Below are 20,427 nucleotides of genomic sequence, written 5' to 3' on the forward strand. Positions count from 1 at the left end.
CTGCCGCCGCCCGCGATGAGCGGCAGAGCCTGGCGAAATGCCTCAGCCTTGGGGTGGGCGCTCGCCGACGAAGATTTCCACGCGGCGGTTCTGCCCGCGGCCGGCGGGTGTGCTGTTGTCGGCGATCGGCTGGCGCGAGCCCATGCCGTCGATCTTGAAGGCGTTGGAGCGTACGCCGCGGGCGATCAGGTAGTCGCGCGTGCTGGCGGCGCGCTCGATCGACAGCGGGTTGTTGATGGCGTCGGTGCCGGTGTTGTCGGTGTGGCCGATGATGCGCACTTCGGCGTTCGGGTTGTTGCGCAGGCCCGAGGCGAACTGGTCCAGGATGGGCTGGAAGTTCGGCTTGATGGCGGCCTTGCCCGTGTCGAAGGACACGTCGCTGGGGATCTGCAGCTTCAGCTCGTTGTTGGCCGTCTGCGTCACCGCCACGCCGGTGCCCTGGGTGGCCTGCTCCATCTGCTTCTTCTGGTTCTCCATGCGCTGCGACCACATGTAGCCGCCCGCCGCACCGGCCAGCGCGCCGATGGCCGCACCCGCGCCGATGGCGCCGCGGTCACCGCCCGTCAGCGAGCCGATGGCCGCGCCGGCCAACGCGCCCGCGCCGGCACCCATGCCGGTGGTCTTCTGGGTCTGGCTCATGTCGGCGCACCCGCCGATCAGGAAGGCTGCGGCGCAGGTGCTCAGAACGATCTTCTTCATATGGTGTTTTCCTCTTGTGACAGAACTTTGGTTGCGCCGATTATGTTGAGCGAAACAGGGGTGCCCTGTCAGCGGAGCTAGCTGTTTCTCTTCGTTTCATCCGACGTGCTGTCAGTCTTGTCCTGCACGTCGGCCTCGGGCTCGCCGCCCTTGCGGCCCGAGAACATGGTCCACCACACGATGAGCACGAGCACCACGAGAGCGCCTAGCGCTTCGAGCAAAATCAGAGCCATATGAAAAGAGGATTCCTTGCGCTGTGCGGGGCCGTGATCGTAGCAACGCTGGCCGGCTGTGCCAGCCGCTCGCTGCCACCGCCCGATGCAGCGCCACCGGCATCGCCGCCGCAGACACGCCCCGAGACGCTGCCGCCGCTGACCGGCTCGCTCAACCATCCCAAGAGCCGCTGGGTGCCCGTCAACTGGACCGAACTGCCCGGCTTCGGCGACGACGCACTGCATGAAGCCTGGATCGCGCTGGTGGCCAACTGCGCGCGCCCCAACGCGGCCTTCGCCCCGCTGTGCGGCGAGGTGCGCCAGCTGGCCCTGGCCGATGCCGACGGCCAGCGCGGCTGGATGATGCAGCGCCTGCAACCCTACCGCGTGGAATCGCTCGCCGGCCAGAGCGAAGGCAAGCTCACCAGCTACTTCGAGCCGATCTACGACGCCACGCGCCGCCCCACCGCCACCAACACCATCGCCGTCTACCAGCCACCGGCCGGCCTGGCACCGCGCCGCGCCTGGTACACGCGCCAGGAGATCGATACGCTGCCCGAGGCGCAGGCCGCGCTGCGTGGCCGCGAGATCGCGTGGATGAGCGACCCCATCGACGTGCTGATGCTGCAGATCCAGGGCTCGGGCCGCCTGCGCATCACCGAGCCCGACGGCAGCCGCCGGGTGGTGCGCCTGGCCTTCGCCGGCTCCAACGAGCAGCCCTACCGCAGCGTCAACCAGTGGCTGCTGAGCCAGGGCGTGACGCGCATCAACCCCTGGCCGGACGCCACCAAGGACTGGGTGGCGCAGAACCCGCAGCGACTGCCGCAACTGCTGTGGAGCAACCCGCGCTACGTCTTCTTCCGCGAGGAGACGATGAACGAGGTGGATGCCGCCTTCGGCCCGCGCGGCGCGCAGGGCGTGCCGCTCACCGCCGGCCGCTCCATCGCGGTCGATCGCGAGAGCATTCCCTACGGCACGCCGGTGTGGCTGGCCTCCACCGGTCCGGTCGCGCAATTGCAGAAGCTGGTGGTGGCGCAGGACACCGGCAGCGCCATCGTCGGCGCGGTGCGGGCCGACTACTTCGCCGGCACCGGGCCCGACGCCGGCCGGCTGGCGTCGCGCATGGACCAGTCGCTGCGCCTGTGGGCGCTCTGGCCGCGGCAACTGGCCGCGCCCTGAGCCCTTCTTCCTGATCCTTCACGGCGTGCGCGTCTGGCGGCGCGCGTGTCACGGCATTGTCATCGGCGCTGCACGGATTCGTCATCCCAGGTCCCTAAGGTCTCGCACCTGAAGCGGAACCGGTTGCAGGTTTCGTGCATTCCAACCCCACGATCCTGGAAAACCCGATGACCGATTCGAACAAGGCGCCCAACGCCTCCCGTCGCCACGCCTTGCGCATGCTCGGCGCAGCGCCCATGCTGCCCCTGGGCGGCATGGCTTTCCTGACCGCCTGCGGCGGCGGCAGCGACAACTCCGTCGCCGCCCCGGCGCCGGCTCCGGCCCCCGCGCCCGCACCGGCCGCCAACTACGTGTCGACCGAGTTCACCGCCATGGCCGCCCCCACGCTGGCGGACGCCGCCGCCATGGCCACCACCAGCGTCGGCTCGACGATGAAGGTGGCCTTCGACAACGGCAGCTCCACCGAATACAAGCTGGCCTACCAGCCCTTCTTCCTGACCGGCGACATGGTGCCGGACGGCAAGGGCGGCAAGGTGCTGGCCGGTGGCTACGTCGACATCCAGAACAAGCCGATCGTCGACGCCTCCGTGCCCGGCAGCGAGCGCCAGTTCTTCTCGGACAGCCCGGACGGCACTTCGCTGCTGACCGTGCCGGGCGCCAAGGTCGACGGCGTCAAGGGCAAGCCCGTGTTTGCCGTGGTGCAGTTCGAATACACCACCCGCAACCTGGCCGGTGCCAGCACTTACGGCACGCTGCCCTCGCCCATCGCGGTGCTCACGCTCGACCAGGACCAGACCACCGGCAAGCTCAGCCTGGTGAAGTACCACAACGTCGACATGTCCAGCGCGCACGGCCTGTGGATCACCTGCGGCGCAAGCCTCTCGCCCTGGGGCACCCACCTGTCGAGCGAAGAGTACGAGCCCGACGCCGCCAGCATCGCCACCAACACCATGTTCAAGGCCTACAGCCAGAACGTGTTCGGCGACCCGGCCAAGGCCAACCCCTACCACTACGGCCACCTGCCTGAAGTGACGGTGAACCCCGACGGCACCGGCAGCGTGAAGAAGCACTACTGCCTGGGCCGCATCTCGCACGAGCTGATCCAGGTCATGCCCGACATGCGCACCGCCATCATGGGTGACGACTACACCAACGGCGGCTTCTTCATGTTCGTGGCCGACAAGGAGAAGGACCTGTCGGCCGGCACGCTGTACGTGGCCAAGTACGACGCGGGCTACAACATCGACCCGGCGGGCGCCGCCACCAGGATGAGCTGGATCAACCTGGGCCACGCCACCAGCGCAGAGATCGAGGCGCTGGCCAACACGCTCAAGTCGACGGACATCGTCGACGTGGTGTATGCCGTCCAGAACGGTTCCAACGACGCCACGCCGCTGACGCCGAACGGCACGATCGACGGCACCTACACGCTGATGTACTGCGACGGCAAGGCCAACTGGGTGCGCGTGAAGACGGGCATGGAAAAGGCCGCTGCCTTCCTGGAGACCCACCGCTACGCCAACCTCAAGGGTGCCAGCATGGCCTTCACCAAGATGGAAGGCACGACGGTCAACATCAAGGACAAGATCGGCTACTCCGCGCTGCAGAACATCCAGGACTCGATGGTCAGCGGCGGCAAGGGCTGGACGGCCGGCACGAACATCGCGCTGGCCAAGAAGCTCACCGCCGGCGGCGTGATGCAGCACAACCTGGGCGGCGGCCAGAAGGACAGCGACGGCACCGCCATCAACAGCGAGTGGGTGCCGATGCAGACCAAGGCCCTGCTGGTGGGCGAGGACATCACGGCCGACGCGCTGGGCAACACCTCCAACCCCGAGAAGGTGGGCAACCCCGACAACGTCAAGTTCTCGGAAAAGATGCGCACCCTCTTCATCGGCGAGGACAGCAGCAGCCACGTCAACAACTTCCTGTGGGCCTACAACGTGGACACCAGGAAGCTGTCGCGCGTGATGTCGATCCCCGCCGGCGGCGAGTCCACCGGCCTGCACGCCGTGGACGAGATCAATGGCTGGACCTACATCATGAGCAACTTCCAGCACGCCGGTGACTGGGGCAGCATCCACTCGAAAGTGCAGACCACGCTGGACCCGCTGGTGCGCGCCAACTACAAGGACCGCTACGCCGCGGCCGTCGGCTACCTCACGGCCGACCCGGTGCAGCCCAAGCTGGCCAAGTAAGTCGTCGTCAGGACCGCGCGGCCGCAGGCAGCGGCAGCGCGGTCTTGTAGCGCACCTGCTTGAGTGCAAAGCTCGAGCGGATCTTCTCGATGCCCGCGATGGGCGTCAGCTGCTCCAGGATGAACTTCTCCAGGGCGGCGATGTCGGCCACGGCGACCCGGATCAGGTAGTCGCTGTCGCCGGTCATCAGGTAGCACTCCATCACCTCGTCGTGCTCGGCGATGCGCTGCTCGAAGGCGGCCAGGCTGGCCTTGTTCTGCGAAGTCAGGCTGATCGAGATGAACACGTTCAACCCCAGGCCCAGCGCCTGCGCGCTCGCGATGGCCACGTAGCGGTCGATCACGCCAGCCGATTCCAGGGCCTTCACCCGCGCCAGGCAGGGCGAGGGCGAGAGCTGCACCCGGCGCGCCAGCTCCACATTGGAGAGCGCGCCGTCGCGTTGCAGCTCGTCCAGGATGCGCAGGTCGATGGCGTCGAGTTTCATGCCAGAAGATTCCGTGGCGTGGTGTTGGTGCGGCAGATTATGCTGCGCTGTCTGTCAACATCACGATGAATCGGCACCTCATTCCGGGCCTTGCCGCCTAAAGTGCGGCAACATGAACGCCCCTCTGCACCCCGAGCACCTGCGCGCACTCCTGGCCATGTCCACCGCCGACCACGATCCCGATCCCGAGGAAAGCGCCGAATGGCGCGAGGCCTTCCTGGCGCTGGCGGGCTCGCAGGGCCCGGAGCGCGCCCGCTTCATGCTCGACGAGCTGGCGCGCCTGGCGCGCAAGCAGCAGATCGGCTGGCAGCCCGATCTCAACACGCCCTACTTCAACACCATTCCAGTGGAGTCACAGCCTGCCTTCCCGGGCGACCTGGCGATGGAAGAGCGCCTCGGCTCGCTGATGCGCTGGAACGCGCTGGCGATGGTGGTGCGCGCCAACCAGGCCTACGGCGAGCTGGGCGGCCACATCGCCAGCTATGCCAGCGCGGCGGACCTGTTCGAGGTGGGCTTCAACCATTTCTTCCATGCGCGAGACCCGCAGCATCGCGGCGACCTGGTGTTCTTCCAGCCGCACAGTGCGCCGGGCGTCTATGCGCGCGCGTATCTGGAAGGGCGCCTGTCCGAGCAGGACCTGACGCACTACCGTCAGGAGATCGAAGTGGAAGATGGCGCACGCGGCCTGTGCAGCTACCCGCACCCCTGGCTGATGCCGGATTTCTGGCAGTTCCCCACCGGCTCCATGGGCATCGGCCCCATCAGCTCGATCTACCACGCGCGCTTCATGCGCTACCTCACGCACCGCAAGCTGCTGAACTGCGAAGGCCGCAAGGTGTGGGGCGTGTTCGGCGACGGCGAGATGGACGAGCCCGAGTCGATGAGCGCCCTCACGCTTGCCGCACGCGAGAAGCTGGACAACCTGGTGTGGGTGGTCAACTGCAACCTGCAGCGCCTGGACGGCCCGGTGCGCGGCAACGGCCGCATCATCGACGAGTTGGAGAAGCTCTTCGCCGGCGCCGGCTGGAACGTCATCAAGTTGGTGTGGGGCAGCGACTGGGACGGCCTCTTTGCCCGCGACCTGACGGGTGCACTCACCCGCGCCTTCGCCGAGACGGTGGATGGCCAGATGCAGACCTTCGCTGCCAAGGACGGCCGCTTCAACCGCGAGCATTTCTTCGGCCAGAACGATTCGCTCGCGCGCCTGGCGCAGGGCATGACCGACGAGCAGATCGACCGCCTCAAGCGCGGCGGCCACGACATCGTGAAGATCCATGCCGCCTATGCCGCCGCGGCCGCGCACCGCGGCCAGCCCACGGTGATCCTGGCCCACACCAAGAAGGGCTACGGCATGGGCACGGCCGGCCAGGGCAAGATGACCACGCACTCGCAGAAGAAGCTGGACGAGAGCGAGCTGTTGGCCTTCCGCAACCGCTTCAACCTGCCGTTGAGCGACGAGCAGGCGACCACGCTGGCCTTCTACAAGCCGGCCGGGGACAGCGCCGAGATGCGCTACCTCAAGGACCGCCGCACCGCGCTCGGCGGCGCCATGCCGCGACGCGAGACGGCGTGCGACACGGTGCCGGTGCCCGACCTGGCCAACTACGCGCAGTTCGCGACCGGCGCGGCCGGCAAGGAGATGAGCACCACCATGGCCTTCGTGCGCATGCTGGGCAACCTGATGAAGGATTCGCAGCTGGGCCCGCGCATCGTGCCCATCGTGGCCGACGAGGCGCGCACCTTCGGCATGGCCAACCTGTTCAAGCAGGTGGGCATCTATTCCAGCGTGGGCCAGCGCTATGCGCCCGAGGACATCGGCTCGGTGCTGAGCTACCGCGAGGCCACCGATGGGCAGATCCTGGAAGAGGGCATCAGCGAGGCCGGCGCCATCGCCAGCTGGACGGCCGCGGCCACCAGCTATAGCGTGCACGGGCTGGCGATGCTGCCCTTCTACATCTACTACTCGATGTTCGGCTTCCAGCGCGTGGGCGATGCGATCTGGGCCGCCGCGGACCAGCGCTCCCGTGGCTTCCTGCTGGGCGCGACCTCGGGCCGCACCACACTGGGCGGCGAGGGCCTGCAGCACCAGGACGGCAGCAGCCACCTGGTGGCCGCGACCATTCCCAACTGCAAGGCCTACGACCCGGCCTTTGCGGGCGAGATGGCGGTGATCGTGGACGCGGGCATGCGCGAGATGCTGGTGGAGCAACGCGATGTTTTCTACTACATCACGCTGATGAACGAGAACTACGCGCAGCCCGACTTGCCGGTGGATGCACACGCGGACGTGCTGCGCGGCTGCTACCGCTTCGGCAGCTACGGCCCCGCGGATGCGAAGCAGAAGGTCACGCTGATGGGTTCCGGCGCGATCTTCACCGAGGTGCTGAAGGCGGCGCAGGTCCTGGCCGACGAAGGCATTGCGTCGGAGGTGTTCAGCGTCACGAGTTGGAGCGAGCTGGCGCGTGATGGACAAGCGCGCGATGCGGATGACGCGCAGCCTTTCGTGGCGCAGAAGTTGTACGGCGGGCAGGGGCCCGTGATCGCGGCGACCGACTATGTCCGGGCCGTGCCGGAGAGCATCCGCGCCTACCTGCCGTCGGATCGGCGCTATGTGACGCTCGGGACCGACGGGTTCGGGCGCAGCGATACGCGGGCTGCGTTGCGGCGCTTTTTCGGGGTGGACGCTTCGAGCATTGCCGTGGCTGCTCGGCGCGCTTTGGGTCGCTGACCTCTGTTCTGGTTTGGAGCGCACGGGGCGCGGCAGGCGGACAGGGCCGGGGGGCTCATCCGGGCCGGTCTCGCGAGCAGCGCAGGGCAGGGCAGTCGGCGCGATGCGCCGGCCGCCCGAGTGGCGTGCTGCGCACACAGCGGCACACAGGCTTTTGACCCGCCCGGAATCAGCGGAATTAATGCTTGGCGGCGTCGATGTTGCGCGCCGTCCCCAGCAAGGTCGCGCACAGCTGCTCCTTGCCCTCGTCATCCACCGCGAACACCTCCGCCGCGCAGACCGTCAGCAGGCGGCTCGCATCCACCACCCGCCCGCGCGCCAGCAGGTGCTTGCCGCGCGCAGGTGCCAGCAGCTTCAGCGTGCCGTCGATGGTCGCGTTGATCCACCCGGGCGGCAGCAGCGTGCCGGCCGCGGACACCGCAGCAAAGTCGGCGACCGCGAACACGGCCGTCGCCTGAAGCTGGCCGGGGCGGAAGCAGAAGGCGTCGAGCACCGGCATCTCGATCTCCGTCTCGCCCGGCTCGATGCGGCGGAAGGACAACTGAAGGGTCTTGGCCATCGGCATCGACAGCACGGCACTGCGAACCTGCTCGGGCATCGGGGTCGTCGTCATGCAAGCTCCTCGGCGTATGAAAGGGAATGACCGTCGCCAGCGTCTCACTCCGCAAGGGGTCGATGCAATCACTTCGGTGACGCAGCCGCTCGCGATGCCGCAGAATCGCCCCTTGTCCGAGTGAGCCTCGCGCCTGCGTGGCGTCCCGTCGGTGACATCCCATGAGCCAAGAAGCCACACCACGTCTTCCCCATCGCGGCCGATGCCTGTGCGGCGCCGTCCAGTACGAGCTGAACGGCGAGATCCGCTTCGCCTCGCACTGCCACTGCGGCATGTGCCGCAAGGCGCACGGCGCGGCCTTCGGGAGCTACGGCGGCGTGTCGGCGGGGAAATTTCGCATCACCCAGGGCCAGGAGGTGCTGCATGAGTTCGAGTCCTCGCCCGGCGTCACGCGCAGCTTCTGCAGCCGCTGCGGCTCGCCGATCACCTGGACCAGCGACGAACATCCCGAGCACGTGGCTTTCACCCTCGGCACACTGGAAGCGCCGCCGGCCGAACTGCCAGGCATGCGCCACATCCACGTGGCGTCCAAGGCGCCCTGGTACGACATCTGCGACTCGGTGCCCCGATTCGAGGGCAACGGCTGAGCGACAAGAACGGCTAGAAAAGAAAGGAAGACCTGTGGAGACAACATCGACGAGCGACAAGACCGCCGGCCTCATCGGCCTGGGCGCCATGGGGGCCGGCATCGCCGCCACCCTGCGGCGCGCCGGCTACCAGATGCATGTGTGCGACGCCCGCCCGGGCGCAGCACAGGCCTTTGCCCAGGAAGGCGGCACCGCCCACGGCAGCCCTGCCGAGGTGGCGGCGCAGTGCGAGCGGATCGTCAGCGTGGTGGTCAACGCGCAGCAGACCGAAGAGGTGCTCTTCGGCCCCGACGGCGCGGCGGCGGCGATGAAGCCGGGCAGCGTGTTCGTCATGTGCTCCACCGTCGACCCCAACTGGTCCATCGGGCTGGAAAAGCGCCTGGGCGAACTGGGCATCCACTACGTCGACGCACCCATCTCCGGCGGCGCGGCCAAGGCGGCCAGCGGGCAGATGACGGTGATGTCTTCCGCCAAACCCGAGGCCTATGCCAAGGCCGGCGCGATGCTCGACGCCATGGCCGGCAAGGTCTACCGCCTGGGCGACCGGGCCGGCGCGGGCAGCAAGGTCAAGATCATCAACCAGCTGCTGGCCGGCGTGCACATCGCCGCGGCGGCCGAGGCGATGGCGCTGGGCCTGCGCGAAGGCGTGGCGCCCGATGCGCTGTATGAGGTCATCACCCACAGCGCCGGCAACAGCTGGATGTTCGAGAACCGCATGGCCCACGTGCTGGCCGGCGACTACACGCCGCTGTCGGCGGTGGACATTTTCGTGAAGGACCTGGGCCTGGTGCTGGACACCGCGCGCGCGACCAAGTTTCCGCTGCCGCTCGCGTCCACCGCGCACCAGATGTTCATGCAGGCCTCCACCGCCGGCTTCGCCAAGGAAGACGACAGCGCGGTCATCAAGATCTTTCCGGGAATCGAGATTCCCAAGGCAAAGGACAAGGCATGAGATTGCTCCTGGGTTGCATTGCCGACGATTTCACCGGCGCGACCGACCTCGCCAACAACCTCGTTCGCGCTGGCATGCGCGTGGTGCAGACCATCGGCGTGCCGGCCGCGCCGCCGGCGGCTGAAGTCGATGCCATCGTGGTCGCGCTCAAGTCGCGCACCATCGCGCCGGCCGAGGCCATCGCGCAGTCGCTGGCCGCACTGAAGTGGCTCAGGGACCGGGGCGCGCAGCAGATCTACTTCAAGTACTGCTCCACCTTCGACAGCACGCCAGAAGGCAACATCGGCCCGGTGACCGAGGCGTTGATGGATGCGCTGGGCACCGGCTTCACCATTGCCACGCCGGCCTTTCCGGACAACCACCGCACGGTGTTCAAGGGCTATCTCTTCGCGGGCGACGTGCTGCTCAACGAGAGCGGCATGCAGAAGCACCCGCTCACGCCCATGACCGACGCGAACCTGGTGCGCGTGATGCAGGCGCAGACGAAGCGCAAGGTCGGCCTGGTCGACTACCGCGTGGTGGCGCGCGGCGCGGACGCGATCCGCGAGCGCTTCGAGCAGCTGCGTGCCGACGGCGTGGGCGTGGCGATCGTCGACGCCGTATCGAACGAGGACCTGGTCCGCCTCGGCCCCGCGCTGAAGGACATGCCGCTGGTCACCGCCGGCTCCGGCGTGGCCATCGGCCTCCCCGCCAACTTCGGGCTGGCCCCTTCGTCCACCGCCAGTGCGCTGCCGCCGGCGCCCGGGCTGCAGGCGGTGGTGTCGGGCAGCTGTTCGCTCGCCACGAACCGGCAGGTGAAGCACTTCATCGACACCTCGCGCCGCCCGGCGCTGGCGCTGGATCCGCTGCGCATCGCGGACCAGGGCGCCGAAGCCGTGGCGAAGCAGGCCCTCGATTGGGCGCGGCCATTGTTGAAGGACGGCCCGGTGCTGGTCTATTCCACCGCCGAGAGTGATGCGGTGAAGGCCGTTCAGGGCCGGCTGGGCGTGGACGAGGCCGGCAGCCTGGTCGAGCATTGCGTCGCCGCCATCGCCCGTGGCCTGGTGGCGGACCTGGGCGTGCGCCAGCTGGTGGTCGCGGGCGGCGAGACCTCGGGCGCCTGCGTGCAGGCGCTGGGCATCGCGCAGATGCAGATCGGCGCGCAGATCGACCCAGGCGTTCCCTGGTGCCATGCGAAGGCCGCGGCCGCGGGCGATGCGGGGCTTCGTATCGCGCTGAAGTCCGGCAACTTCGGCACCGACGACTTCTTCACCAAGGCCTTCACGGCGCAGGACTGAAGCGGTGAACGAGAACCTGCTTCGCGAAGAGATCGTCCGCGTCGGCCGCAGCCTGTTCGAGCGTGGCTACGTGCATGCCACGGCCGGCAACATCAGCGTGCGGCTGGCGGACGGCGGCTACCTCATCACCCCCACCGACGCCAGCCTGGGCAACCTGGACCCGGCGCGCCTCGCGCGGCTCGATGCGAGCATGCAGCAGCTGGAGGGCGACCGCGCCAGCAAGACCATCGCGCTGCACAGCCGCATCTACGCCGCCGCCTCGCGCGTGGCGGCCACGGCCGGCACGGGTTGCGTGATCCACACGCATTCCACCCACTGCGTGGCCCTCACGCTCGATGCGAACGAAGGCGACGAGCTGCTGCCGCCCATCACGCCCTACTTCGTGATGAAGGTGGGCCACGTGCCGCGCATCCCCTACCACCGCCCGGGTGCGCCCGAGGCCGCCGAGGCGGTGGCGCGGGCCATCGCGCGCTACGGCGAGCGGGGCACGCCCATCCGCGCCGTGATGCTGGAGCGCCTGGGCCCGAACGTCTGGCACGACTCGCCCGCGGCCGCGATGGCCGTGCTGGAGGAGTTGGAGGAAACTGCGAGGCTCTGGTGGATGAGCCGCGACCGCGCGCAGGGTGCGCCGGCGCCGCTGTCCGAGGACCGCATCGACGAACTGCGCCGCCAGTTCGGTGCCCACTGGTAAGAACGCATCGCATCGCATCGCAAGGAAGCCAAGAAAGACCATGCCCCAATTCGCCGCCAACCTGTCCATGCTCTATCCCGAGCTCGATTTTCTCGACCGCTTCGAAGCCGCCGCGCGCGATGGCTTTCGCGCCGTCGAGTACCTCTTCCCCTATGCGTACGAGCCCGGCGAGCTGAAGGCGCGGCTCGCGGCCAACGGCCTGCAGCAGGTGCTGTTCAATGCGCCGCCCGGCGACTGGGACGGCGGCGAGCGCGGCCTGGCCTGCCTGTCCGGGCGCGAGGCGGAGTTCCGCGAAGGCGTGAAGAAGGCCATCGACTACGCCGTGGCGCTGGACTGCCCGCGCATCCACCTCATGGCCGGCCTGCTGCCCGCGGGGAAGGAGCGTGAGGACGTGCAGCCCACCTACATCGCCAACCTGCAGTGGGCCGCGGCCGAGGCCGCGAAGGCCGAGCGCGACGTGCTCATCGAGCCCATCAACACGCGCGACATCCCGCGCTTCTTCCTCAACCGCCAGGACCACGCGCACGAGATCGTGGCGGCGGTGGGCACGCCCAACATCAAGGTGCAGATGGACCTCTACCACTGCCAGATCGTCGAGGGCGACGTGGCGATGAAAATCCGCAAGTACCTGCCCACCGGCAAGGTCGGCCACATCCAGATCGCCGGGGTGCCGCAACGCTTCGAGCCCGACCTGGGCGAGCTCAACCACGACTACCTGTTCGAGGTGATCGACGAGGTGTCGGCGGCCAGCAACTGGCAGGGCTGGATCGGCTGCGAATACCGCCCCGCGCGCGGTGCCGTGAAGAACGGCAGCTCCGAAGGCCTGGGCTGGCTGCGCAGGGCGCAGGGCCGCTCGGCACGATGAAGCTGAGTTCGCTTCGCATCCCGCGCGGGATGCGCGGGTTCGAGTCCGGCCTGGCCGAGGTCTTCGATGTCACGCTGTCCGACGGCCGCGTGGCCTCCGTCGAGCCGGCACTCGATGCCTCAACGCTGCGCGGCACGCTCATCAGCTGCCCGGTGGATGCGCATGTGCACATCGACAAGAACTACACGGTGCGAGAGGTCGGCCCGGCCAGCGGCGACCTCTTCGCCGCGATCGGCCGCATGGAAAGGCACCGGGCGCTCTGGAGCGTGGAGGACATCGCCGCGCGCATGGAGCGCGCGCTGCAGCAGGCGTGGCGCAGCGGCACGCGCGCGCTGCGCACGCACCTGGACTGGCCCGGCCCCGAGGCGCCGCGCGCCCTGGCCGCCTTCGAGCAGGCGCGCGAGCGCTGGCGCGGCCGGCTGGAGCTTCAGTTCGTCTCGCTCACGCCGCTGGACGTCTTTGCCGATGCACAGGCGGGCGAGCGCATCGCCCAGGCGGTGCGGCGCGCCGGCGGCGTGCTGGGCGCCTTCGTCTATCGCAACGAGGGGCTGGTGCACAAGCTGGGCCGCGTGTTCGACCTGGCGCAGGAGCATGGCCTGGCACTGGACTTCCACGTGGACGAAGGCCTGGACGCCGATGCCACCGGCCTGCGCGCGATCGCGCAGCTGACGATTTCGCGCGGTGCCCGACGCCCGCGCGTGGTCTGCGGGCATGCCTGCTCGCTCTCGGTGCAGCCGCCCGAGCAGGCGCACAGCACCCTGCAGCTGTGCGCCGAGGCCGGCATCGGCCTGGTGGCGCTGCCCACCACCAACCTGTATTTGCAGGGCGCCTGGGATTCGACCCCCGTGCCGCGCGGCATCACGCGCCTGCGCGAGGCCGCGGCCGCTGGCGTGCGCCCCATGCTGGCCACCGACAACGTGCAGGACGCCTTCTATCCCTACGGCGGCTACGACCTGCTGGAGACCTTCGGCCTGGGCGTGCAGATGGCGCACCTGGCGCCTGCGGCCGACTGGCTGGACGCCATCACCACCCACGCCGCCGCTGCACTCGGCCTGGGCTGGGACGGCCGCATCGCCGCCGGCTGCCCGGCCGACCTGGTGCTGCTGGCCGCCCGCGACGAATACGAACTGCTGGACCCCCAGGGCCGCGCGCGCACCGTGATCCGCGCCGGGCGCGACCTGGAAGAACAAGACACCGAACTCGAGGAGCCACAACGATGAGCACCATGGGCCAGCCGATGGCCAAGTACGCCGCCGCCAAGCGCATCGGCGACTTCGTCTTCATGAGCGGCGTGGTGGCGGTGGACCCGGCCACGCGCCGCGCGGTCTCCAGCTACGAGATGCTGACCGACAGCGCCCGCAGCGCGCTGCAGGGCCTGGGCTACTGCACCGGCCAGATGTCGGTGGACGTGTTCGAGGCGCCCGCCGTGGCCCAGAGCTGGTTCGTGCTGGAGCGCATCCGCCAACTGGCGGCCGAGCACGGCGGCACCATGGAGGACGTGGTGAAGCTGGTGCAGTATTTCCGCCGCCTGGAGCACTACGCGCCCTACAACCGCGTGCGCGGTCTGTTCTATCCCGGCGAGCCGCCGGTGAGCACCGTGGTCGAGGTCTCGCGCTTCCTGCCGGGCGACGAGGTGCTGGTGGAGGTCGAAGCCACCATGTACCTGCCGCAGAAGGCGGCCTGAGTCGGCGGAGGATTCCGCACATGCCGGCCGCCGCCGCCACCAGGGACTGCGAGGTGCTGGTGATCGGCGCCGGCCCCGCCGGCAGCGCCTGCGCGCAGATGCTGGCGCGCGCCGGGCTGGACGTTCTGCTGTGCGACCGGCACGTGTTCCCGCGCGACAAGGTCTGCGGTGATGGCCTCATTCCCGATGCGCACCAGGCCCTCGCCTGCCTGGGCCTGGCGGACGCGGTGCTCGCCCGTGCGGCATGTGCCACCCGGGTGGAGTGCTTTGCGCCGCGCGGCGGGCAGGTCGCCGTGCCCGCGCAACTGGCCGTGCTGCCGCGCCGCGAGCTGGACGAGATGCTGCGCCAGGCGGCACTGGCCGCCGGCGCCCGCTGGCTGGCACCCCTTCGCTTCGAGGCGCTGCTGCACGACGCCGACGGCCGCGTGGCTGGCGCTCGCTTTCGCGAAGGCGAGTCCACGCGCGAGCTGCGCGCCCGCTGGACCGTGCTGGCGACCGGCGCCGACGCCCGGGCATTGGAGCTGGCCGGCGTGTGCGAGCGCCGCGCGCCCAGCGGCATGGCGCTGCGCGGCTATGTGCGGCACCCGGGCATGGGCGCGGCCATCGGCGGGTTGCAGGTGGTCTGGCACCGGGCGCTGCAAGGTGGCTACGGCTGGATCTTTCCGGCCGGCGGGGGGCGCTTCAACCTTGGCGTGGGCTACCTCCATCGGCAGGGCGCAGAAGTGCCGCAGCATGCACCGAAGCTGCGCCAACTGCTCGATGCCTTCGCCCAGGTGCACGAGCCGGCGCGCGAGCTGATGCAAGGCGGCGCGCCAGCCGGCGAGTTCAAGGGCGCGCCGCTTCGCTGCTCGCTGGCCGGCGCCCGCTTCGCGCGGCCGGGCCTGCTGGTGACCGGCGAGGCGGCCGGGAGCACCTACCTCTTCACCGGCGAGGGCATCGGAAAAGCCATGGAAAGCGGGCTGGCTGCCGCGCAGGTCCTGACGCACGGTCGACGTGGGAGCGACGAAGAAGTGAGCGCAACCTACCAGGCCGCGCTGGCCGCGCTCCAGCCGCGCTTTGCCGCCTATGAACTGGCCAACCGCTTCAACGAGCACCCGTGGATGGTGGACTTCGTCACCTGGCGCGCGCGCCGCAGTCCGGCGGTGCTGGCGCGCCTGGCCGGCGTGCTCGACGAGAGCCAGGACCCGGGCCGCCTGGCCAGCGCGCAGGGCCTGCTGCGCATTCTGTTGCCGATGGGCTGAGCATGGGCTTGGGCCGGGTGGCTTGCCACGCGACCCACGGTGGCCTATAAGTAACAGCAGTAGTTTTCCTTTGCCGGCTCCCCGCGAGAGGAGCAAAGGAGGGCGCATGAGGCGACGCATCTACTGGCTCATGCCCGACCTGGCGAGCGCCAGGCAGGCCATGCATGATCTGCTCGAGGCAGGCGTGGAGAGTGCGCGCATTCACTTTGCCGCGGGCGAGGGCGCCGACCTGGCGGACCTGCACGAAGCCAACCTCTGGCAGACCTCCGACGTGGTGCGCGCGGCCAGGAACGGCCTGCTGATCGGCTGCGCGCTGGGCGCCTTCGTGGGCCTGCTGGCCGCAACCCTCTTCCCGCTCGAGGAAGACGACATCACCTGGGCGCTGAGCACCCTGCTGGCGCTGATGGGTGGGTTCATGGGAGCCTGGTCGGCCAGCATGATCGGCATCTCCATTCCCAGCCAGCGGCTGCAACGCTTCGCAGGCGCGCTGGCCGCCGGACAACTGCTGCTGATGGTCGACCTGACGCGCGAGCGCGTGCGGCCCATCGAGGCCCTGCTGGCCAGCAAGCATCCCGAAGCGCACTTCGAGGGCGAAGACGCCCTGCCGGCGTTCTGACGACGATGCGCAAAGGACGGCACCATGATCATTGCCTGGGTGCTGTTCGCCATCGTCATCGGCTCGGTGCTGTTCCACATCTTCAATCCCTGGTGGGTGACGCCGCTGGCATCCAACTGGCAGGCGATGGACGACACGCTGACCATCACGGTGGTCATCACGGGCCTGTTCTTCGTCGCCATCAACCTCTTCGTGGTCTACGCGCTGCTGCGCTTCCGCCACCGTGAGGGCAACCCGCACGCGCAGGCCGAACCGGACAACAAGAAGCTGGAGCGCTGGCTGATCGCGGGCACCAGCGTGGGCGTGGCCGCACTGCTGGCGCCCGGCCTGCTGGTGTATGCCAAGTACGTGAACGAGCCGCACGACGCGCTCATGCTGGAGGTACTGAGCCAGCAATGGCAGTGGCACTACCGCCTGCCCGGGCCGGACGGCAAGCTGGGGGCGAGCGACGCGCGCTTCTTCTCCGCCACCAACCCCTTCGGCCTGGACCCGCAGGACCCGCGCGGGCAGGACGACCTGCTGGTGATGGGCAACGAGGTGCACCTGCCGCTGGGCAAGCCGGTGGTGGTGGTGCTGCGCTCGCACGACGTGCTGCATGACTTCTTCGTGCCGCAGTTCCGCGCGCGCATGAACACGGTGCCGGGCCAGGTCAGCCGCTTCTGGTTCACGCCGACGGTGCCCGGCCGCTACGAGGCGCTGTGCGCGCAGCTGTGCGGTGTCGGGCATCCGGACATGCGCGGCTTCGTGGTGGTGGAGGAGCCTGCGAAGTACGCCGCCTGGCAGCAGGAGCTGGTGAGCTTCGCGGTGGCGAGCAGGCCCGCGGCGGCGCCGTCGGTGGCGGCCAGCCCGCTGGTCGAGAAGGGCCGGCAATTGGCCGATGCCAGGGGCTGCATGGCCTGCCACACCATCGACGGCTCGCCGCGTGTCGGCCCGACCTGGAAGGGCCTCTACGGCAAGAGCGAGACCATGGCCGATGGCTCCACCGAGAAGGTGGATGAGGCCTACCTGCGCGGATTCATCCTGGACCCGCAGGCCAAGAAGGTGAAGGGCTTCCCGCCGGTGATGCCCAAGCTGCCGCTGTCCGACGAGGAGGTCTCGGCCCTCGTCGCCTACATCCAGACCCTGGGCGAAGCGCCCGCCGGGGAGCAGAAGGCCCAGCGCTGACGAAGGACACCCCATGGCCCATGCCGACAGCTTCGACGCCCCTGCGCACGACGCGCATCCGCAGAGCTTCTGGACCCGCTATGTCTGGAGCCAGGACCACAAGGTGATCGCGGTGCAGTACACCTGCGTCGCCATCGCGGTGGGGGTGGTGGGCGTGCTGCTGTCCAACCTCATGCGGCTGCAGCTGGGCTTTCCGGGCGTGTTCGAGTTCATCAATGCCCAGCGCTACTACCAGTTCATCACCATGCACGGGATGATCATGGTGATCTACCTGCTCACGGCGCTCTTTCTCGGCGGCTTCGGCAACTACATGATCCCGCTCATGGTGGGCGCGCGGGACATGGTGTTCCCCTACATGAACATGCTGAGCTTCTGGGTCTACCTGCTCTCGGTGGTGGTACTCATGGCCAGCTTCTTCGTGGATGGTGGCCCCACCGGCGCCGGCTGGACGCTGTATCCACCGCAGTCCATCCTGCCAGGCACGCCGGGGTATGCCGGCGGCATCGTGCTGATGCTGGTGTCGCTGGTGATCTTCATCGTGGCCACCACCATGGGAGGCCTGAACTACGTGACCACCGTCCTGCAGGCGCGCTGCCGGGGCATGACGCTGCTGCGCATGCCGCTGACCGTGTGGGGCATCTTCATCGCCACCATCCTCGCGCTGATCGGCTTTCCGGCGCTGTTCGTGAGCGGCGTGATGCTGCTGCTGGACCGCACGCTGGGCACCAGCTTCTTCATGCCGGCGCTGGTGTCGATGGGGCAGGTGAGCGGCTACAGGGGCGGCAGCCCGCTGCTGTTCCAGCACCTGTTCTGGTTCTTCGGGCATCCGGAGGTGTACATCGTGGCGCTGCCGGCCTTCGGCATCGTTTCCGATCTCATCAGCGTGCACGCGCGCAAGAGCATCTTCGGCTACCGGATGATGGTGTGGGCCATCGTGGCCATCGGCCTCTTGAGCGTGGTGGTGTGGGCGCACCACATGTTCGTCGCGGGGATGAACCCCTGGTTCGCCTTCTTCTTCGCCACCACCACGCTGATCATCGCGGTGCCCACGGCGATCAAGGTCTACAACTGGGTGCTCACGCTGTGGCGCGGCGACATACACCTCACGGTGCCGATGCTGTTCGCCATCGCCTTCCTGTGCACCTTCGTCATCGGCGGGCTCACCGGCCTGTTCCTGGGCAACGTGAGCGTGGACATCCCGCTCTCTGGCACCTACTTCGTGGTGGCGCACTTCCACATGGTGATGGGCGTGGCGCCGCTGCTGGTGATCTTCGGCGGCATCTACCACTGGTACCCCAAGGTGACCGGCCGCATGCTGGACGACCGCATGGGCCAGATCCATTTCTGGGTGACCTTCATCGGCACCTACCTGATCTTCTTTCCCATGCATTACCTGGGCGTGCTGGGCATGCCGCGGCGCTACCACCACTTCGAGGGCTATGCCTTCATCCCGCCCTCGGCGCACCTGCTCAATGAGTGGATCACCGTGATGGCGCTGGTGGTGGCCACGGCGCAGTTCCTCTTCATCTTCAACCTGGCCTGGAGCTACAAGCGAGGCCGCGTCGCCGGCCCCAACCCCTGGCGCGCCGCTTCGCTGGAATGGCAGACGCCGCAGACCCCGCCGGTGCATGGCAACTGGGGCGAGCAACTGCCGGTGGTGTACCGCTGGGCCTATGCCTACGGTGCCAACGGCGGGCCGGATGATTTCGTCGCCCAGAACGCGCCGCCGGAGGCCGGTGGTATCGAGCCCGACCACCGGGGGCACGCCGGACAGGGAGTGGCCGCATGAGTACCCGCACGGCCGCTGCGAAAGGTGCTCGCACCGCAGCCCGCGGGGCGGAGGTTGTGCAATGAGTGCCGTCATCCGTGCCCCGGCGACGCTGCCCCGCGTGGCCACCGGCGGACCGCCGCCGCCGCGGCCGGGCGCGCGTGCCGGCAGCATCGGCCTGTGGGTCTTCATGGGCGTGGCGACTTCGCTCTTCCTGCTCTTCGCCTGGGCCTATGTCATGCGCATGAGCGCCGGCGACGCCGTGGCACTCGACCTGCCGCCGCAACTGATGCTGAGCAGCGCCTTGCTGCTCGCCGGCAGCGTGTCGCTTGCGTTGGCCGCGGCCGCGGCGCGCGACTGCGAGATGGCGCCCACCGCCGCCAACCTGGCGCGCGCGCAGCGGCTGCTGCTCGCCGGCGGGCTGTGCGCCGTGGCCTTCCTCGCCTCGCAACTGTGGGCCTGGCAGACCCTGTTGTCGGCGCAGGTGGGACCGGCCTCGCATCCGGCCGGCAGCTTCTTCTACCTGCTCACCGCCATGCACGGGCTGCACCTGATGGGCGGGCTCGTCGGCTGGTGCTGGGCAGCGGCGGTGGCATGGAAGCAGCCTGCGTCGGGCGCCTGGCGAATCGGGCTTTGCGCGCGCTACTGGCACTTCATGCTGGCGGTGTGGCTGGCGATCTATGCACTGCTGCGCTGGATGACGCCGGAGGCGGCGCGCTTCATCTGCGGCGTCGGCTGAGCGAACAAGAAGAAGGAGTCGCCATGACCAGCAGCACCACCACAGCCGTTGCCGCCACACCGCACGCCGGCGCGCCCCTGAGCGGGCTGCGCGGGCTTGTCGCCGACTGGTCCGGCGACCGCGAGACCTTCCACGTCGCCTGGGGCAAGGCGATGATGTGGATCTTCCTGCTGTCGGACACCTTCATCTTCAGCTGCTTCCTCACCGGCTACATGACGGTGCGGGTGTCCACCACCGTGGCCTGGCCCAACCCCAGCGAGGTGTTCGCCTTGCACGTGGGCGGGGCCGAAGTGCCGCTGCTGCTCATCGCCATCATGACCTTCGTGCTCATCAGCAGCAGCGGAACCATGGCGATGGCCGTCAACTGCGCCTACCGGCGCGACCGGGTCAACGCCGCCACGCTGATGATCGTCACGGCCACCCTGGGCGAGGTCTTCGTGGGCATGCAGGCCTTCGAATGGTCCAAGCTGATCCTGGAAGAAGGGATCCGGCCCTGGGGCAACCCGATGGGGGCGGCGCAGTTCGGCTCGGCCTTCTTCATGATCACCGGCTTCCACGGCCTGCACGTGACCGGCGGGGTGATCTACCTCTTCATCGTCGCCTTCCGGCTGATGCGCGGCGACTACGAGAAATCGGGCAATTACCAGATCGTGGAGATCGCCGGGCTCTACTGGCACTTCGTGGACCTGGTGTGGGTCTTCATCTTCGCCCTGTTCTACCTGTGGTGAAA

At 68.7% G+C, this 20,427-nt stretch carries 19 protein-coding genes and 1 pseudogene; 16 read left to right on the top strand and 4 right to left on the bottom strand.

The features are described from left to right. Positions 1-42: 42 nt before the first annotated feature. Together BM345_RS08870 and BM345_RS30080 are read right to left on the bottom strand one after the other, a co-directional pair. The gene (locus BM345_RS08870; RefSeq protein WP_093378033.1) at positions 43-699 is read right to left on the bottom strand and encodes a YiaD family glycine zipper/OmpA-like lipoprotein; all 657 of its coding nucleotides are present in this window, start codon (positions 697-699) and stop codon (positions 43-45) included. A 77-nt stretch (positions 700-776) separates the two neighbouring features. Beyond that, entirely contained in the window at positions 777-932 is a 156-nt protein-coding gene (locus BM345_RS30080; protein WP_175544949.1) for a hypothetical protein, read from the bottom strand. Here BM345_RS30080 and BM345_RS08875 point away from each other — a divergent pair, their 5' ends adjacent. Together BM345_RS08875 and BM345_RS08880 are read left to right on the top strand one after the other, a co-directional pair. Then, positions 933-2,090, top strand: a complete 1,158-nt coding sequence (locus tag BM345_RS08875) for a murein transglycosylase A (RefSeq protein ID WP_093378035.1) — start codon at positions 933-935, stop codon at positions 2,088-2,090. A 167-nt stretch (positions 2,091-2,257) separates the two neighbouring features. Beyond that, positions 2,258-4,288 carry a PhoX family protein gene (locus BM345_RS08880; protein ID WP_093378038.1) on the top strand — a complete coding sequence of 677 codons (2,031 nt, stop codon included), beginning with the start codon at positions 2,258-2,260 and terminating at the stop codon, positions 4,286-4,288. A 7-nt stretch (positions 4,289-4,295) separates the two neighbouring features. Here the strand turns inward: BM345_RS08880 and BM345_RS08885 are convergent, their stop codons facing one another. Continuing rightward, positions 4,296-4,772 (bottom strand): Lrp/AsnC family transcriptional regulator, encoded by a 477-nt coding sequence (locus BM345_RS08885; RefSeq protein ID WP_093378040.1) that lies wholly within the window; start codon positions 4,770-4,772, stop codon positions 4,296-4,298. A gap of 112 nt (positions 4,773-4,884) precedes the next feature. Between BM345_RS08885 and mdeB the strand changes: the two genes are divergently transcribed. Further along, positions 4,885-7,500 (top strand): alpha-ketoglutarate dehydrogenase, encoded by a 2,616-nt coding sequence (gene mdeB / locus BM345_RS08890; RefSeq protein WP_093378043.1) that lies wholly within the window; start codon positions 4,885-4,887, stop codon positions 7,498-7,500. Positions 7,501-7,678: 178 nt separating this feature from the next. Here the strand turns inward: mdeB and BM345_RS08895 are convergent, their stop codons facing one another. Beyond that, on the bottom strand, positions 7,679-8,113 hold the full coding sequence (locus tag BM345_RS08895; protein ID WP_093378045.1) for a PaaI family thioesterase: 435 nt from the start codon (positions 8,111-8,113) through the stop codon (positions 7,679-7,681). Positions 8,114-8,274: 161 nt separating this feature from the next. On the opposite strand from BM345_RS08895, the pseudogene BM345_RS08900 reads away from it, so the two are divergent. From BM345_RS08900 to BM345_RS08960, 13 genes and pseudogenes are all read left to right on the top strand, one after another. Next, positions 8,275-8,619: pseudogene (locus BM345_RS08900) on the top strand (GFA family protein); the annotation flags it as partial. Next, on the top strand, positions 8,558-9,652 hold the full coding sequence (gene ltnD / locus BM345_RS08905) for an L-threonate dehydrogenase (RefSeq protein ID WP_302847507.1): 1,095 nt from the start codon (positions 8,558-8,560) through the stop codon (positions 9,650-9,652). The pseudogene BM345_RS08900 and the gene ltnD, both read left to right, overlap by 62 nt. After that, a complete protein-coding gene (gene otnK, locus BM345_RS08910) occupies positions 9,649-10,929 on the top strand; it encodes a 3-oxo-tetronate kinase (RefSeq protein WP_093378050.1) in 1,281 nt (426 codons plus the stop codon). The genes ltnD and otnK overlap by 4 nt, the downstream gene beginning before the upstream one ends. 4 nt (positions 10,930-10,933) lie before the next feature. After that, positions 10,934-11,620, top strand: a complete 687-nt coding sequence (locus BM345_RS08915) for a class II aldolase/adducin family protein (RefSeq protein ID WP_093378053.1) — start codon at positions 10,934-10,936, stop codon at positions 11,618-11,620. Between the two features lie 40 nt (positions 11,621-11,660). After that, the gene (otnI, locus tag BM345_RS08920) at positions 11,661-12,485 is read left to right on the top strand and encodes a 2-oxo-tetronate isomerase (protein WP_093378055.1); all 825 of its coding nucleotides are present in this window, start codon (positions 11,661-11,663) and stop codon (positions 12,483-12,485) included. Next, a complete protein-coding gene (locus tag BM345_RS08925; protein ID WP_093378058.1) occupies positions 12,482-13,705 on the top strand; it encodes an amidohydrolase family protein in 1,224 nt (407 codons plus the stop codon). The genes otnI and BM345_RS08925 overlap by 4 nt, the downstream gene beginning before the upstream one ends. Then, positions 13,702-14,169, top strand: coding sequence for a RidA family protein (locus BM345_RS08930; protein ID WP_093378060.1), 468 nt, complete (start codon positions 13,702-13,704; stop codon positions 14,167-14,169). The genes BM345_RS08925 and BM345_RS08930 overlap by 4 nt, the downstream gene beginning before the upstream one ends. A 20-nt stretch (positions 14,170-14,189) precedes the next feature. Beyond that, positions 14,190-15,410, top strand: coding sequence for an NAD(P)/FAD-dependent oxidoreductase (locus tag BM345_RS08935; RefSeq protein WP_093378063.1), 1,221 nt, complete (start codon positions 14,190-14,192; stop codon positions 15,408-15,410). 106 nt (positions 15,411-15,516) lie between these two features. Then, positions 15,517-16,026 carry a DUF1269 domain-containing protein gene (locus BM345_RS08940; RefSeq protein ID WP_093378065.1) on the top strand — a complete coding sequence of 170 codons (510 nt, stop codon included), beginning with the start codon at positions 15,517-15,519 and terminating at the stop codon, positions 16,024-16,026. A gap of 24 nt (positions 16,027-16,050) precedes the next feature. Continuing rightward, the gene (locus BM345_RS08945) at positions 16,051-17,190 is read left to right on the top strand and encodes a cytochrome c oxidase subunit II (protein ID WP_093378068.1); all 1,140 of its coding nucleotides are present in this window, start codon (positions 16,051-16,053) and stop codon (positions 17,188-17,190) included. 13 nt (positions 17,191-17,203) lie between these two features. After that, positions 17,204-18,979, top strand: coding sequence for a cytochrome c oxidase subunit I (locus tag BM345_RS08950; protein WP_093378070.1), 1,776 nt, complete (start codon positions 17,204-17,206; stop codon positions 18,977-18,979). Positions 18,980-19,040: 61 nt separating this feature from the next. Further along, complete coding sequence (locus BM345_RS08955) at positions 19,041-19,697, top strand: cytochrome c oxidase subunit 3 family protein (protein WP_254789653.1); 657 nt, start codon at positions 19,041-19,043, stop codon at positions 19,695-19,697. Positions 19,698-19,720: 23 nt separating this feature from the next. After that, on the top strand, positions 19,721-20,425 hold the full coding sequence (locus BM345_RS08960; RefSeq protein ID WP_093378073.1) for a heme-copper oxidase subunit III family protein: 705 nt from the start codon (positions 19,721-19,723) through the stop codon (positions 20,423-20,425). The last annotated feature ends 2 nt before the right edge of the window (positions 20,426-20,427 follow it).

This window comes from Variovorax sp. OV329 (genome assembly GCF_900114785.1).
Classification (GTDB): Bacteria; Pseudomonadota; Gammaproteobacteria; order Burkholderiales; family Burkholderiaceae_C; genus Variovorax.